This is a genomic window from Streptomyces sp. TLI_146, assembly GCF_002846415.1.
Classification (GTDB): Bacteria; Actinomycetota; Actinomycetes; order Streptomycetales; family Streptomycetaceae; genus Streptomyces.
On the sequence record NZ_PJMX01000001.1, the window covers coordinates 7,341,875 to 7,356,398 of the forward strand.

Sequence of the window (14,524 nt, forward strand, 5' to 3'; positions counted from 1 at the left end):
CCCGGACGTTAGCGGAATGGGTGACCCCGTGCTCGGAACAGCCGCAGATGGGAATACTCAGGACATGTCTGCCGCGTACGCGACCTTCGCACTCGCCCCCGCGATGCGGGCAGGCGACGTGGCGGGGGCCGACTCTCCCCAGCTGCACCGCGACTTCATGGACTTCGTCGTCGACGGCCGGCCGCTGCTGCTCCAACTCGCCGACCTGGACGCCGTCTCCCCGCTCGCGGCGGACGTGCCGCCCGCCATCCTCGATGCCCAGGTGCGCAGCCTCCTCCTGGAGACCGAACCGCCGCTGGCCGACGGGCGGTACGTGGTCTACGCCTGCCCGGAGTGCGAGGACCTGGCGTGCGGCGCGGTCACCGCGGTCATCGAGCGCTCCGGCGACGACATCATCTGGCGGGACTTCGCCTGGCAGACCGGACCCGTACCCGATCTGCCGCTCAACGGCTACCACGGGATAGGGCCGTTCCGCTTCCGCGCCGAGGAGTACAGAGCCGCCCTGGAGCGGCTGCTCGGCGACGAGCCGCCCCGGCGGCGTCGGGTCCTGCTGATCGGCACCCGCGCGGCCGTCCTCGGCAAGCTCGCGGCGGCCCTGCGCTCGATCGGCATCGGCGCGGACATCGCCCACGACGTGACCGACGCGATCCCGGAGGAGCTCGCCGCCTACGGGGCGGTCGCCTTCGGCCGCGCGCTCCCGGAGGCCGAACGCGCGGCGGTGCGCGCCGCGTTCCAACGCGCCCACGCGCACCCCGTGTACGTGACGGGCCTGGCCCCCATCACCCCGCTCCTGGTGGCCCAGCTGGAACAGGCCCTGGACCGCACGCCGCCGGCCCAGCGCCGCCTCACCTACCTCTCCGCCTCCCCGGACGAGGCCCGGCTCGCGGTCGGCGCGACCTGCCGGGTGCGGCTCACCGCGTACCGCCTGGACCGGCTGCACCGCGTCCACACCCAGGAGGTCCTGGACGCGGTCCTCGACCCCGGTCCGCACCGCATCCCGCTGGACGAGCGCGCCCTGCGCGGAGAGTCCTTCCTGGTGGCCCGCACCACGGGCGGAGTGATCACGGCGGCGGTGGTGCGCTGAAACGGTCCGCTGGGCGTGACGTGCCCGGCCCCGGCCGCTGATCGTCGGCCGTTCGTCGGTCGCTGTCAGCGCACCCCAGTAGGATCTATGTCCTCATGACTGCCACTCTCGTCGCCAAGGACCTCGCCGCCGGCCACGGCGACCGCACGCTCTTCGCCGGGCTCGACCTCGTCGTCGCCCCCGGCGACGTCATCGGCCTCGTCGGGGCGAACGGGGCGGGGAAGTCCTCCCTGCTCAGGCTGCTCGCCGGACTCGACACGCCGGAGGACGGCGAGCTGAAGCTCTCGCCGCCCGGCGCCACCGTCGGGCATCTGCCGCAGGAGCCGGACCGGCGCCCCGGCGAGACCGTGCGCGCCTTCCTCGCCCGCCGCACCGGCGTGGCCGCCGCCCAGGAGGCCATGGACGCGGCCACCCAGGCCCTGGTCGACGGAGCGCCCGGCAGCGACGACGCGTACGCGGAGAGCCTGGAGCGCTGGCTCGACCTCGGCGGCGCCGACCTGGACGAGCGCGCCGAGGAGGTGGCGGCCACCCTCGGCCTCACCGTCGGCCTCGACCAGCCGATGACGGCCCTCTCCGGCGGCCAGGCCGCCCGCGCCGGTCTTGCCTCGCTGCTCCTGTCGCGGTACGACGTGTTCCTGCTCGACGAGCCCACCAACGACCTCGACCTGGACGGTCTGGAGCGTCTGGAGTCCTTCGTCAAGGGCCTGCGCGCGGGCACGGTCGTGATCAGCCACGACCGCGAGTTCCTCACCCGCACGGTCACCAAGGTCCTCGAACTCGACCTCGCCCAGCAGCAGATCACGCTCTACGGCGGCGGCTACGAGGCGTATCTGGAGGAGCGGGAGACCGCCCGCAGGCACGCCCGCGAGGACTACGACGAGTACGCGGACAAGAAGTCGGCCCTGGAGAGCCGGGCCCTGATGCAGCGCGGCTGGATGGACAAGGGCGTCAAGAACGCCCGCCGCAAGGCGGGCGACAACGACAAGATCGGCCGCAAGTTCCGCAGCGACGCCAGCGAGAAGCAGGCCTCCAAGGCCCGCCAGACCCAGCGGATGATCGAGCGCCTTGACGTCGTCGAGGAGCCCCGCAAGGAGTGGGAGCTGCGGATGGAGATCGCGTCCGCCCCCCGCTCGGGCGCCGTCGTCGCCACCCTCAGCCAGGCCGAGATCCGGCGCGGCGACTACACCTTCGGCCCCGCGACCCTCCAGATCGACTGGGCCGACCGCGTGGCGATCACCGGCGCCAACGGCGCGGGCAAGTCCACCCTGCTCGCCGCCCTGCTCGGCCGCCTCCCGCTGGACGCGGGGCGGGCGACGCTCGGCTCCGGCGTCGTCGTCGGCGAGGTCGACCAGGCCCGGGGTCTCTTCGTCGGCGAGGAGTCCCTGCTGGAGGCGTTCTGCGCGGCCGTGCCCGACACCGAGCCCGCCGAGGTGCGCACGCTCCTCGCCAAGTTCGGCCTGCGGGCCGACCACGTGCTGCGCCCCGCCGCCTCCCTCTCGCCCGGCGAGCGCACCCGGGCCGCGCTCGCGCTGCTCCAGGGCCGGGGCGTCAACCTGCTCGTCCTGGACGAGCCGACCAACCACCTCGACCTCCCGGCGATCGAGCAGCTGGAGTCCGCCCTCGACTCGTACACCGGCACCCTGCTCCTGGTCACCCACGACCGCCGGATGCTGGACGCGGTGCACACCACGCGGCGCATCGAGGTGGCCGACGGCAAGGTGACGGAGCAGTGAGCCGCCCGACCTCGCGGTGACCCGAGCCCCGGGACGCGCCCCGGGACGCGCCCGCGTTACGTGAGCGGCGGGCGGTGCGCGCGTACGGTGAGCGGGTGGACCGCGAGCGCGACCGACTGCAGGCCGTTCTGGAGGCGCTGCCCCGGGCGGCGATCGTGCAAGGCGGCGACGAGCACGTGGTCGCCGTCAACCGCCGCTTCGTGGAGATGTTCGGCCTGGCCGGACGGGTTGCGTACGAGCCCGGGGACCCGCTCGGACCGGTGGTCGAGGCGGTCTGCGACACCTTCGCGGACCGTCCCGCCTGGGTGGTCGAGACCACCCACACGATCGCGGCCCGCCGTATCCACCGCGCCGCCGAGATCGACCTCACCGACGGCCGGGTCATCCGCCGCGACGTCGAGCCGCTCTACGACTCCGATGGGCGGCCCTTCGGATCGCTGTGGACCGCCGAGGACATCACCGAGGACAAACGCCGTGAGCACGCGCTGCGCCGGGACAACGAGGCGCTGGCGGAGCTGGCCCGCCAGCGCAACGAGTTCCTCGCCTCCGCGTCGCACAATCTGCGCACCCCGCTGACCTCCATCATCAGCTTCTGCGATCTGCTCGCGGACCCGGCGCCGGGCCCCCTGGACGCGGACCGGCTGGACTTCCTGGACGCGATCCGCCGCAACGCGCGGCGGATGGCGACCGTGATCACCACGCTGCTCGACACCACGCGGATGCGCGAGCCCCAACTGCGCCTGGAGTTCGGCGAGGTGGACATCGGGCGGATGCTGGAGCACGCCGTACACGACCGCATGTCGACGCTGACGGAAGCGGGCCTGTTCACGGTCCTCTCCTGCGAGCCGGGCCCGCCGCTGTACGGCGACGAGCACCGTCTGGAGCACGTCCTGGCGAACCTCCTGGAGAACGCGGCCAAGTTCACGCCACCGGGCGGGAGGGTGGGGGTCGACGCGGCGCCCGAGGGCGAGGGCTGGCGCATCACGGTCTCGGACACGGGGATCGGGGTGCCGCGGGCGTACCGGGAGGAGATCTTCTCCGGTTTCGTACGGGCCCCCAACGCGGAGAGCGGCGGCTTCCCCGGCACCGGCCTGGGCCTGACCTTCAGCCGGGACATCGTGCGCCGCCACGGGGGTGACCTCACCGTCTCGGACGCGCCGGGCGGGGGAGCGGTCTTCACCCTGCGCCTACCGGTGGCCGGGCCCGGGCGCGGCGGGGAGGAGCCGTGACGCGGATCCTGACCGTCGAGGACGACCCGGACGTGGCGACGGCGCTGCGGGTACTGCTGACCCGGGCCGGGTACGAGGTGGTGGCCGCCGCCGACGGCCGCGAGGGCCTGCGCCGCCTCTTCGCCGACGGCCCCGACCTGATGATCCTCGACATCGGCCTGCCCGGCCTCGACGGCTGGCAGGTCCTGGAACGCACCCGGGACATGACGGACCTGCCCGTACTGCTCCTCACCGCACGCGGCGCCGAGAGCGACCGGGTGCGGGGTCTGCGGGCCGGGGCCGACGACTACCTGCCCAAGCCGTTCGGCAACGACGAGCTGCTGGCCCGGGTAGAGGCCCTGCTCCGCCGGGCCGCCCCCGCGCGCTGGGCGGGAGCCGCCCACGACGACGCCCTGCGCCTGGTCCCCGAACGCCGCGCGGCCCTCTGGCACGGCGAGGAGGTCCGCCTCAGCGACATCGAATACCGCCTGCTCCAACTCCTGGTCCGCAACCGAGGCCGAGTGGTCACCACGGACCAGCTACTCGACCAGGTCTGGGACGACCCCCAGGGCATCGGCCGCGACCGAGTGAAGTTCGCGGTACTGAGACTGCGCCGAAAGCTCCAGCAGGCGGCGGGCGAGGGGGAGTGGGATCCGATCGAGGCGGTGCGGGGGTTGGGGTATCGGTATCGGGGGGAGGGCGGGGGCCACTAGAGGGGGCAGGGGCAGGGGGCGCAGCCCCCGCCCCTCCAGGGGCGCGGGGAACTGCGCGACCAGCCCTCCACGGTCCGCAGGCGAACACAGCGGGGTGCAGGGGCCGCAGGCCCCGCAAAGGGGTCCGGGGGCGGAGCCCCGGGAAACGAGCCTCCACCCCCACCCACCCCCGGAGGGTTCAGGGAAGGGGCGGGGAGGGGGCCAAAGGTCCCGCCCACCCGGGGGCCGAACGTCACGAACCCCCACACCGCAACCATCCCGCAACCAACCACCACCACCCCCCGCAACGCACCCCCCACACGCTCATGGACGTCCCGCCCGGCCGTCCGAGGAGCCCCCGTGCCCACCTCCCACCCCCTCCCGCCCCGCAGCATTGCCATCGTCCTCGGCACCCGCCCCGAGCTGGTCAAGCTCACCGAGCTGATCCGCCTGCTCGGCCCCGCCGCGCACGTCGTGCACACGGGCCAGCACTACGACGAGGAGCTCTCCGGCCGGTTCCTCACCGACCTCGGCATCCCCGAGCCGACCTACCTCACCGGCATCGGCGGCCGCCCCCGCGCCGTCCAGATCTCCGCGGCCCTGGCCCAGCTCGACGCGCTGTTCCTGGCGGAGCCGCCGCTGGCCGTGGTCGTCCAGGGCGACACCAACGCCGCGCTCGCCGGCGCCCTCGCCGCGAACGCCCGGTCGGTACCGCTCGTCCACGTCGAGGCGGGGCTGCGCAGCCACGACCGGAACATGCCGGAGGAGCACAACCGGGTCCTGATCGACCGGCTCGCCGACGTCCTGTGCGCGGCGACCCCGGAGAACCGCGACAACCTGCTGGCCGAGGGCGTGGCCCCGGAGCTCGTGGAGGTCACGGGCAACACGGTGGTCGAGGCGGTCCACAGCCGGCTCCCGGCCGCCGACGAGCGCTCCGCGCACCTGGAGGAGCTGGGTCTCACCCCGGACGGCTACGTCCTGGCCACCGTCCACCGCCCCGAGAACACCGACGACCCGGCGGCCCTGCGCGCGATCCTCACGGAGCTGGCCGCGCTCGCGGCCGACGTGCCGGTGGTGCTGCCGCTGCACCCGCGTACCCGGGCGCGCGTCGAGGCGGCGGGGCTCGCCGCGCTGCTCGGGCCGCTGCGGGTGACCCGTCCGCTCGGATACCGCGACTTCCTTGCCCTGGCGCGGCACGCGGCGCTGCTCGTCTCCGACTCCGGGGGCGTCCAGGAAGAGGTCACCGTGCTGGGGCGGCCGCTGGTGGTCGTCCGCAACTCCACGGAACGGCCGGAGGCGATGGCCGACTTCGCGACGCTGGTGGCGCCGGGTCCCGCGCTCGGGCGTGCCGCACGGCAGGTGCTGGCCCTGGGGGCGGCGGGCCGCGCCCGGCTCGCGGCCCTGCCGAGCCCGTTCGGGGACGGACGCGCGTCGCGCCGGATCGTGGGCCTGCTGACGGAACTGGCCGCCACGCCGTACGCGACGGCGGCGTAGCGCTTCGCTTGAAGGCCGCCCGCCGACCGCGGGTCGTTGCCGACTGATCGCGCAGTTCCCCGCGCCCCTCAGTGGCCGAAGGCCGTCGGTCGGCTGCCGGTCGTCGTCGGCTGGTCGCGCAGTTCCCCGCGCCCCTTGCGAGGGCGCCGCCCCCCACTCACCGAAAGCCCCCCATGCTCGACAGCCTCCTCATCCTCCTCTTCCCCTTCGCCCTCCTCACCTGCTTCCTCCTGTACTGGGCCGGAGCCCGGCACGCCTACCTCAACCGGCCGCGTACCGAAGCCGGTGACCCCGCCGCCCTCGACTGGCACTTCTTCGTGCCGTGCCGGGACGAGGAGGCCGTCGTGGGGGCCACCGTCACGCAGTTGCGCGGCGACTTCCCCGCCGCGCACGTGTGGGTCGTCGACGACGACAGCGACGACCGGACCGGGCTGATCGTCGCCGCCCTCGCGGAGGACGACCGCCGGGTCCATCTCGTACGTCGAATACGCCCCGACGCCCGCACCGGCAAGGGCGACGCGCTGAACGCCGCGTACGACCAGCTCGGGGAGTTCCTGCCGGAGGGCGCCGACCGCGACCGGGTCGTGGTGTGCGTCGTGGACGCCGACGGGCGGCTCGACCCGCGCGCCCTCGAACTGGTCTCGGGCCCGGCCGCGTTCGGGGACCCGGAGGTCGGCGGGGTGCAGATCAGCGTGCGGATGCGCAATGTGGACGACCCGCGTCCGCTGCCCGACCGCGGCCGGACCGCCAACGCGTTCGCGCGGCTCCTCGTCCGTGTCCAGGACATGGAGTTCGCCGTCTCCAACGCCGGGATGCAGCTGCTGCGCGGCCGTACCGGCTCGGTCGGACTGGGCGGAAACGGCCAGTTCACCCGGCTCTCCGCGCTCGACCGGATCGCCGACGCCGAACGCCGCCCGTGGCAGCGCGGCGCGCTTCTGGAGGACTACGAGCTGGGCCTGCACATGATCCTCGCGGGCTTCCGCATCACGCACATCGCCGACACCTGGGTCTCCCAGGAAGGCCTGCCGCACGCCCGCCGACTGCTCACCCAGCGCACCCGCTGGGCGCAGGGCAACTTCCAGTGCGTGCGCTACGCCCCGCGCATCGTCTCGTCCCGCCACTACAGCGGCCGGGGCGTGCTGGAGACGCTGTACACGTTCTGCCAGCCGGTCGCGCATCTGCTGACGCTCGCGCTGAGCGCGTTGCTGCTGCTCCTCGGCGGCGTCGGCTCACTGGCCCTGTGGCCGCTCATGCTGGTGCTCGCGGCCCTGGCCATCGGCCCGTTCGTCCTGTGGGGCCCGGTGTACCGCCGCGACCACGCCCCGGACGCGTCCCGTCTGACGGCGGTGCTGTGGGGCGTGGCGCTGTGGCTGTACGCGTACCACCTCTTCGTGGTCTCGGCCCGCGCCTTCGTCCGTATGGCCCGGGGCCGCAACGGCTGGGCGAAGACGCGACGAAACGCGGAACCGCTCACGACAGGCCCGGTGGCCCTGGAGGCGTGACCCATGCCCCGCGCCCCTGAGGGGCGCGGGGAACTGCGCGATCAGCCACAGCGGACCCGCAGCCGAAGTCACCGCACGCCAGCGGTCACCTGCGACCCTTCGGGTCCAGCAGCCCCGCCTTGCGCAGGGCATCCGCCATCGCCCCGTTCGCCGGGGGCGGCGGCGACTGGCGGCCACCACGATTGCGGTCGCCACCGCCCCGCTGCTGCTGCCGCTGCTGAGGCGGCCGTCCCTCCCGCTTGGGCCCGCCGCCCGAGGCGCCGGCCTCGTCGTCGAGCCGCAGCGTCAAGGAAATCCGCTTGCGCGGCACATCCACGTCAAGGACCTTCACCCTGACGATGTCCCCCGGCTTCACGACCTCGCGCGGGTCCTTCACGAACGTCCTGGACAGCGCCGACACATGTGCCAGCCCGTCCTGGTGCACCCCGATGTCGATGAACGCGCCGAACGCCGCCACGTTCGTCACCACGCCCTCGAGGACCATCCCCGGTTCCAGGTCGCCGATCTTCTCGACGCCTTCCTTGAAGGTCGCCGTCTTGAAGGCGGGCCGCGGGTCGCGCCCGGGCTTCTCCAGCTCGCGCAGGATGTCCGTGACCGTCGGCAGACCGAAGGTCTCGTCCACGAACGCGTCGGCCCGCAGCGACCGCAGCACCGCCGTGTTGCCGATGAGCGCCGCCACCTCGCTGCCCGTGGACTTCACCATCCGGCGCACCACCGGATACGCCTCGGGGTGCACGCTGGACGCGTCCAGCGGGTCGTAGCCGCCGCGGATGCGCAGGAAGCCCGCGCACTGCTCGTACGCCTTCGGGCCCAGGCGGGCCACGTCCTTGAGGGCCTTGCGGGAGCGGAACGGGCCGTTGGCGTCGCGGTGCGCCACGATGTTCTCGGCGAGTCCGGCGCCGATGCCCGAGACGCGCGAGAGCAGCGGTGCGGACGCGGTGTTGACGTCCACCCCCACCCCGTTCACACAGTCCTCCACGACCGCGTCGAGCGAGCGCGACAGCTTCACCTCGGAGAGGTCGTGCTGGTACTGGCCGACGCCGATCGACTTGGGGTCGATCTTGACCAGCTCGGCGAGCGGGTCCTGGAGGCGGCGGGCGATGGAGACCGCGCCGCGCAGCGACACGTCCATGTCGGGCAGTTCCTGTGAGGCGAACGCCGACGCCGAGTACACGGAGGCGCCCGCCTCCGACACCATGACCTTGGTGAGCTTCAACTCGGGGTGCTTGGCGATCAGTTCACCGGCGAGCTTGTCGGTCTCGCGGGACGCCGTGCCGTTGCCGATGGCGATCAGCTCGACCGCGTGCTCCTTGGCGAGCCCCGCCAGCTTGGCGAGCGCCTGGTCCCACTTGTTGGCCGGGACGTGCGGGTAGATCACGTCCGTCGCCACGACCTTGCCCGTCGCGTCCACGACGGCCACCTTCACGCCCGTACGGAACCCGGGGTCGAGCCCCAGCGTCGCGCGCGTCCCGGCCGGGGCGGCGAGCAGCAGGTCGCGCAGGTTCGAGGCGAAGACCCGCACCGCCTCGTCCTCGGCGGCCGTGCGCAGCCGCAGCCGCAGGTCGATGCCGAGGTGCACCAGGATCCGGGTGCGCCACGCCCAGCGGACGGTGTCGGCCAGCCACTTGTCGCCCGGCCGGCCCCGGTCCGCGATGCCGAAGCGGCGCGCCACCATGTTCTCGTACGCCGAGGGGCCGGGCACCGCCGCGTCCTCCGGGGAACCTTCGGGCTCCAGGACGAGGTCCAGGACCTCCTCCTTCTCGCCGCGCAGCATCGCCAGGACCCGGTGCGAGGGCAGCGCCGTGAACGGTTCGGTGAAGTCGAAGTAGTCGGCGAACTTGGCGCCCGCCTCCTCCTTGCCCTCGCGCACCTTGGCCACGAGGCGGCCCTTGGTCCACATCCGCTCGCGCACCTCGCCGATCAGGTCGGCGTCCTCGGAGAACCGCTCGGTGAGGATGGCGCGGGCGCCCTCCAGGGCCGCCGCCGGGTCCGCGACGCCCTTGTCCGCGTCGACGAACGCGGCCGCGGCGGCCAGCGGCTCCACCGACGGGTCGGTGAGCAGGCCCTGCGCCAGCGGTTCGAGGCCCGCCTCGCGCGCGATCTGCGCCTTGGTGCGCCGCTTGGGCTTGAAGGGCAGATAGATGTCCTCCAGGCGCGCCTTGGTGTCGGCGGCGCGGATCTGCCGCTCCAGCTCCTCGGTGAGCTTGCCCTGCTCGCGTACGGAGTCGAGGACCGCCGTGCGGCGGTCCTCCAGCTCGCGCAGATACCGCAGCCGCTCCTCCAGGGTGCGCAGCTGGGCGTCGTCGAGCATCTCGGTCGCTTCCTTGCGGTAGCGCGCGATGAACGGCACGGTCGACCCGCCGTCGAGCAGCTCGACGGCGGCCTTCACCTGCCGCTCCCGTACACCGAGTTCCTCGGCGATCCTGCCTTCGATGGACGTCGTCACGATCCCGTACCGCCTTCTCGCAGAGCTTGAGGCGCCATTGTGGCAGGCGGCACCGACAATCGGCGGTCAGCCCTTGCCGGTCAGCCCTTGCCGGTGAGGTCGGCCGGGAACGCGCCCGCCGCCAGCGCCGTCATCAGGAAGCCCCGGGCCAGCTCGGTCAGCCGGGCCACGCCGTCCGCGCCGAGCAGCTCGTACGGGGCGCGGTCGAGCCGGTCGGTGCGCTCCTCGACCTCGGTGCGCAGCGCGGTGCCCGCCTCGGTCAACTCGCCCTCGGCGTCCAGGATCCCGCGCTCGCGCAGCCGTCCCACGGCCGCGTCCCAGTCGGCGCGGCGCCAGCCGCGGGTGCCCAGGATCCAGCGCGGCGCCATGCCCTTGCCGGTGGCGGTGTGGCTGACCAGCGCCTCCAGCGGGTCGAGTTCCGCGTCGAGCAGCGCCATGAGGTGACCGTCGCCCCGGTGCTCGCGCAGCAGCGTCGCCGCGTGCCAGTACGCCAGGTGCGGCTCCTCGGGCACCGGCAGGTCGGCGTGGGCGGCGTACAGCGGCCGGGCGTGGCGGGTGCAGCCCTCGGCGGCGCGCAGGGCGAGACGGGCGGCCTCGGCCATCTCCGGGGAGGTGAGCACTTCCTCGCCGAGCAGGCGCCGCAGGGTGCTGTCGACGGCCCGCAGCCGGGCGGCGAGGACCGCCTCGGGGGAGGCGATGTCCCAGACGGCGGGCACGTGCAGGGCGACCAGCTCGTGGTTGAAGTTGTAGAAAGTGGCGGTGACGGTGCCGGGTCCCACCGCGCCCAGCGCGGCGGCGCGTCCGGCGAAGTAGGCGGCGCGCGCGTCCTCGATGCCGATCCCCGCGAGCTCCTTGGCGAGGTCGGGGGAGAAGTAGACCGTCGAGTGCAGCGGGTTGACGGAGTTGTGGCAGTGGCGGCCGGCGCGCGGCGGGAGAGACGTCATAGCCGCAGGTTACCGACTGGTCGGTACGGCGTGAAGCCCTGGGGCGGGACGGGCGCGGCGTGGCAGGAAAGGTGGGGTACTCGTCATTGCGGACACCTCGGGCGCCCCGAAGAATCAAGGGCATGGCACAGCGAACCGTCCTCATCGTCCTCTTCGAGGACGTCCAGAGCCTGGACGTCACCGGCCCCATGGAGGTCTTCACGGGGGCCGGCCACTTCGCCCGGGCCGTCGGCGACGAGTACCGCGTCCGCACCGCCTCGCTGGACGGCGGCCCGGTCCGCAGCTCCAGCCGGCTCACCCTCGTCCCGGACTTCTCGCTGGCCGAGGCGCCCGGGCCGCACACCCTGCTGGTGCCGGGCGGCAGCGGCACCCGCGCCCCGGACCCGGCCCTGATCGCCTGGCTGCACGAGCACGGGCCCCGGGCCGAGCGGCTGGTCTCCGTCTGCACCGGGGCCGAGCTCCTCGCGGCGGCGGGGCTGCTCGACGGGCGCCGGGCGACCACCCACTGGGCGTACTGCGCGTCCCTGGCGCGCCGCCACCCCAAGGTCACCGTCGAACCCGACCCCATCTACGTACGCGACGGGAACGTGGCCACCTCGGCCGGGGTGACGGCCGGGATCGACCTCTCCCTCGCGCTGGTCGAGGAGGACCTGGGGCGCGAGGCCGCGCTCACCGTGGCCCGCCACCTGGTGGTGTTCCTGCGCCGCCCGGGCAACCAGGCCCAGTTCAGCGCCCAGCTCTCGGCTCAGACCGCCAGCCGCGAGCCGCTGCGAGAGGTGCAGCACTGGATCACCGAGCACCCCGGCGAGGACCTCTCGGTCCCGGCACTGGCCGCCCGCGCCCGGCTCTCGCCGCGCCACTTCGCCCGCGCCTTCCAGGCCGAGACCGGGACGACGCCCGGCCGCTACGTCGAGCGCGTCCGCGTCGAGCACGCCCGGCGGCTCCTTGAGGACACCGCCGACGGAGTCGAGGAGATCTCCCGCGCCTGCGGCTACGGCACCCCGGAGGCCATGCGCCGCGCCTTCCTCAAGTCCCTGGGAACCGCGCCCGCCGAGTACCGGCGCCGGTTCCACCCCGCCAACTGACCTGTCCGCCCCACTCCGAGAGGAACCCGATGCAGATCGCCATCCTGCTCTACGACCGCTTCACCTCGCTGGACGCGATTGGCCCGTACGAGATGCTCTGCCGCCTGCCCGACACCGAGACGGTCTTCGTCGCCGAGCAGGCCGGTCCGGTGACCAACGACAAGGGCAGTCTGCGCATCGTCGCCGAGAAGACCCTCGACGAGGTGCCCCGCCCGGACGTCGTGGTCGTTCCGGGCGGCCCCGGCACCGAGGAGATGCTGCGGAACGAGGCCCTGACCGGCTGGCTGCGCGCCGTCGACGCGACCACCACCTGGACGACGTCGGTGTGCACCGGTTCGCTGCTGCTCGCGGCGGCCGGGCTGCTGAAGGGCCGGCGCGCCACCACGCACTGGCTCGCCTACGACGTCCTGGCCGCGCTGGGCGCCGAGCCGACCGGCGAGCGCGTGGTCACCGACGGCAAGTACCTCACCGCCGCCGGGGTCTCCTCCGGCATCGACATGGGGCTCACCTTGGTCGGCCGCCTCGCGGGCGACGAGTACGCGCAGGCCGTGCAACTGCTGACCGAGTACGACCCGCAGCCGCCCTACGACGCGGGCTCGCCCCTCAAGGCCCCGGCCGAGCTGGTGGCCAGGCTGCGCTCGGGCGGCCACCTCGTCGTGCAGTAGCGCGGCCAGCCCGAAGCGGCCCAACCCCAAGCGGCCCAACCCCAAGCGGCTCAGCCCGAAGCGGTCCAGCCGAAGCGCGGGTCCCGGCGCTCCAGGAACGCGGCGACACCCTCCGCGGTGTCGCCGCTGCCGCGCGCCTGCTCCTGCCAGTACACGTCCCGGTCGGTGCGGCCGTTCGCGAACTCCTTGGCCGCCGCCTGGGTCAGCTGCGAGCGGGCGGCGAGGACACGGGTGAACTCGGCCACCCGCTTGTCCAGTTCGCCCGCCGCCAGCACCTCGTCCACCAGGCCGGTCCGCAGCGCCCGTGCCGAATCGATCAACTCGGCCGAGAACAGCAGGTACTTGGCGGTCGACGGACCCACCAGCGCGGCCAGCCGCCGGGTCGAGGACGACGCGTAGACGATGCCGAGCTTGGCCGGGGTGATCCCGAACGAGGCGCCCTCCTCCGCGAAGCGCAGGTCGCAGGCGGCCGCGAGCTGGCAGCCGCCGCCCACGCAGTAGCCGCGCACGGCGGCCAGCGTCGGCTTGGGGAAGGCGGCGAGCGCCTCCTCGGCCGCCACCGCGAGCGACTGCGGGTCCTCGCCGGGCCCGGGCGCGCGCAGCGAGGAGATGTCCGCGCCCGCGCAGAACGTCGGCCCGGCGCCGGTCAGCACCAGGGCCCGTACTCCCGGGTCGGCGGCCAGCTCGTCGAGCAGCGGCGGCAGCGCCCGCCACATCCCGGCGGTCATCGCGTTGCGCTTGGCGGGGTTGCTGATGACGACGGTGGCCACCCCGTCCGCCACGGTGTGCTCCAGCTGCGGCTCCATGCGCCGGATGCTATCCGGGCTGACCGCTCCTATGATCAAGAGGGGGCCGACCGGCGATGCCACGAGGAGGCGCTGATGGCCGCACCCGCAACCGCACGCGACAGCAGGAAGCTCCGCCGCAGTTTCGGACGGCTGACCGTCCTCGGCGCGGTCCTCGCCCTCGCGGGCCTGGTCGGACTCGTCTACACGGGCGTGGCGACCCTCACCTCGATGCTCCTGTTCGGCTGGCTGCTCCTGGTGGGCGGCGTGGTCGGTCTGTTGCACGCGATCCAGTCGCGCGGCGCCAACTTCTTCTGGCTCGGCGTGGTGGTCGCCGCCCTGAACATCGCGGCCGGTGTCGTGGTCATCCGCCGTCCCGAGGGCTCGGCCGAGGCGCTCACCATGTTCGCCGCGCTGCTCTTCCTCACCGGCGGGGTGTTCCGGCTCGCGGGCAGCGTGGTGGTGCGCGGGCCGCAGATGGGCTGGACGCTGGTGCAGGGCGCCTTCGGCGTGCTGCTCGGCGTGCTGGTGCTGGCGAGCTGGCCGAGCAGCAGCCGCTATGTGATCGGCTGCTTCTTCTCGCTCGGCCTGCTCTTCGACGGCCTCGGCCTGATCGCGCTCGGCGTCGGCGGCCGGCGGATCGTGGGCCTGGTGGCCGAGGGGCGGCCGGACACCGACGCCCGGGAGCCCGAACCCGTACCGCAGACACCCCCGCAAGCCATGGCAAAGCCGTCAGACAACGATCAGGGGCGCATGGGGATGTGACATCGGCGGGCGGTTGTGATCAGAAAGGGTCGATACGCGCTGACTTCTGTTCAGTGGCCCGGTCCGGACCATGCCACTCCCAACACTCGTTACGAAGAGCGTGACAGCCGAGTGCGAGGGT

General features: G+C 73.6%; 12 protein-coding genes. 9 read left to right on the top strand and 3 right to left on the bottom strand.

Annotated elements, in window-relative coordinates:
- Positions 1-64: 64 nt before the first annotated feature.
- From BX283_RS32640 to BX283_RS32665, 6 genes are all read left to right on the top strand, one after another.
- Positions 65-1,084 (top strand): oxidoreductase, encoded by a 1,020-nt coding sequence (locus BX283_RS32640; RefSeq protein ID WP_101391026.1) that lies wholly within the window; start codon positions 65-67, stop codon positions 1,082-1,084.
- Positions 1,085-1,179: 95 nt separating this feature from the next.
- Positions 1,180-2,817: an ABC-F family ATP-binding cassette domain-containing protein gene (locus BX283_RS32645; RefSeq protein ID WP_101391027.1), complete on the top strand. Its 1,638-nt coding sequence runs from the start codon at positions 1,180-1,182 to the stop codon at positions 2,815-2,817.
- Between the two features lie 95 nt (positions 2,818-2,912).
- Positions 2,913-4,046: an ATP-binding protein gene (locus tag BX283_RS32650; RefSeq protein WP_257584017.1), complete on the top strand. Its 1,134-nt coding sequence runs from the start codon at positions 2,913-2,915 to the stop codon at positions 4,044-4,046.
- Positions 4,043-4,738, top strand: a complete 696-nt coding sequence (locus tag BX283_RS32655) for a response regulator transcription factor (RefSeq protein ID WP_101391029.1) — start codon at positions 4,043-4,045, stop codon at positions 4,736-4,738. Before BX283_RS32650 ends, BX283_RS32655 begins: the two co-directional genes overlap by 4 nt.
- A 339-nt stretch (positions 4,739-5,077) precedes the next feature.
- Positions 5,078-6,211: a non-hydrolyzing UDP-N-acetylglucosamine 2-epimerase gene (wecB, locus tag BX283_RS32660; RefSeq protein WP_257584018.1), complete on the top strand. Its 1,134-nt coding sequence runs from the start codon at positions 5,078-5,080 to the stop codon at positions 6,209-6,211.
- 173 nt (positions 6,212-6,384) lie between these two features.
- On the top strand, positions 6,385-7,713 hold the full coding sequence (locus BX283_RS32665; protein ID WP_101391030.1) for a glycosyltransferase family 2 protein: 1,329 nt from the start codon (positions 6,385-6,387) through the stop codon (positions 7,711-7,713).
- Between the two features lie 85 nt (positions 7,714-7,798).
- Here the strand turns inward: BX283_RS32665 and BX283_RS32670 are convergent, their stop codons facing one another.
- Both BX283_RS32670 and BX283_RS32675 read right to left on the bottom strand, forming a co-directional pair.
- Positions 7,799-10,159, bottom strand: coding sequence for a Tex family protein (locus BX283_RS32670; protein WP_101391031.1), 2,361 nt, complete (start codon positions 10,157-10,159; stop codon positions 7,799-7,801).
- Between the two features lie 80 nt (positions 10,160-10,239).
- Positions 10,240-11,103 carry a hypothetical protein gene (locus tag BX283_RS32675; RefSeq protein WP_101391032.1) on the bottom strand — a complete coding sequence of 288 codons (864 nt, stop codon included), beginning with the start codon at positions 11,101-11,103 and terminating at the stop codon, positions 10,240-10,242.
- Between the two features lie 122 nt (positions 11,104-11,225).
- Here BX283_RS32675 and BX283_RS32680 point away from each other — a divergent pair, with 122 nt between their 5' ends.
- Positions 11,226-12,188 (top strand): GlxA family transcriptional regulator, encoded by a 963-nt coding sequence (locus tag BX283_RS32680; RefSeq protein WP_101391033.1) that lies wholly within the window; start codon positions 11,226-11,228, stop codon positions 12,186-12,188.
- A gap of 29 nt (positions 12,189-12,217) precedes the next feature.
- Positions 12,218-12,853 (top strand): DJ-1/PfpI family protein, encoded by a 636-nt coding sequence (locus BX283_RS32685; protein WP_101391034.1) that lies wholly within the window; start codon positions 12,218-12,220, stop codon positions 12,851-12,853.
- Positions 12,854-12,903: 50 nt separating this feature from the next.
- Here BX283_RS32685 and BX283_RS32690 read toward each other — a convergent pair whose 3' ends face one another.
- Positions 12,904-13,659, bottom strand: coding sequence for an enoyl-CoA hydratase/isomerase family protein (locus BX283_RS32690; RefSeq protein ID WP_101391035.1), 756 nt, complete (start codon positions 13,657-13,659; stop codon positions 12,904-12,906).
- 75 nt (positions 13,660-13,734) lie between these two features.
- Here BX283_RS32690 and BX283_RS32695 point away from each other — a divergent pair, with 75 nt between their 5' ends.
- Complete coding sequence (locus tag BX283_RS32695) at positions 13,735-14,403, top strand: HdeD family acid-resistance protein (protein ID WP_101391036.1); 669 nt, start codon at positions 13,735-13,737, stop codon at positions 14,401-14,403.
- The last annotated feature ends 121 nt before the right edge of the window (positions 14,404-14,524 follow it).

Excerpts from the sequence above, each read along its gene's own strand:
- BX283_RS32640 (WP_101391026.1), top strand. The coding sequence starts at position 65 with ATGTCTGCCGCGTACGCGACCTTCGCACTCGCCCCCGCGATGCGGGCA.
- BX283_RS32680 (WP_101391033.1), top strand. The coding sequence starts at position 11,226 with ATGGCACAGCGAACCGTCCTCATCGTCCTCTTCGAGGACGTCCAGAGC.
- BX283_RS32685 (WP_101391034.1), top strand. The coding sequence starts at position 12,218 with ATGCAGATCGCCATCCTGCTCTACGACCGCTTCACCTCGCTGGACGCG.
- BX283_RS32645 (WP_101391027.1), top strand. The coding sequence starts at position 1,180 with ATGACTGCCACTCTCGTCGCCAAGGACCTCGCCGCCGGCCACGGCGAC.
- BX283_RS32665 (WP_101391030.1), top strand. The coding sequence starts at position 6,385 with ATGCTCGACAGCCTCCTCATCCTCCTCTTCCCCTTCGCCCTCCTCACC.
- BX283_RS32695 (WP_101391036.1), top strand. The coding sequence starts at position 13,735 with ATGGCCGCACCCGCAACCGCACGCGACAGCAGGAAGCTCCGCCGCAGT.
- BX283_RS32675 (WP_101391032.1), bottom strand. The coding sequence starts at position 11,103 with ATGACGTCTCTCCCGCCGCGCGCCGGCCGCCACTGCCACAACTCCGTC.
- BX283_RS32690 (WP_101391035.1), bottom strand. The coding sequence starts at position 13,659 with ATGGAGCCGCAGCTGGAGCACACCGTGGCGGACGGGGTGGCCACCGTC.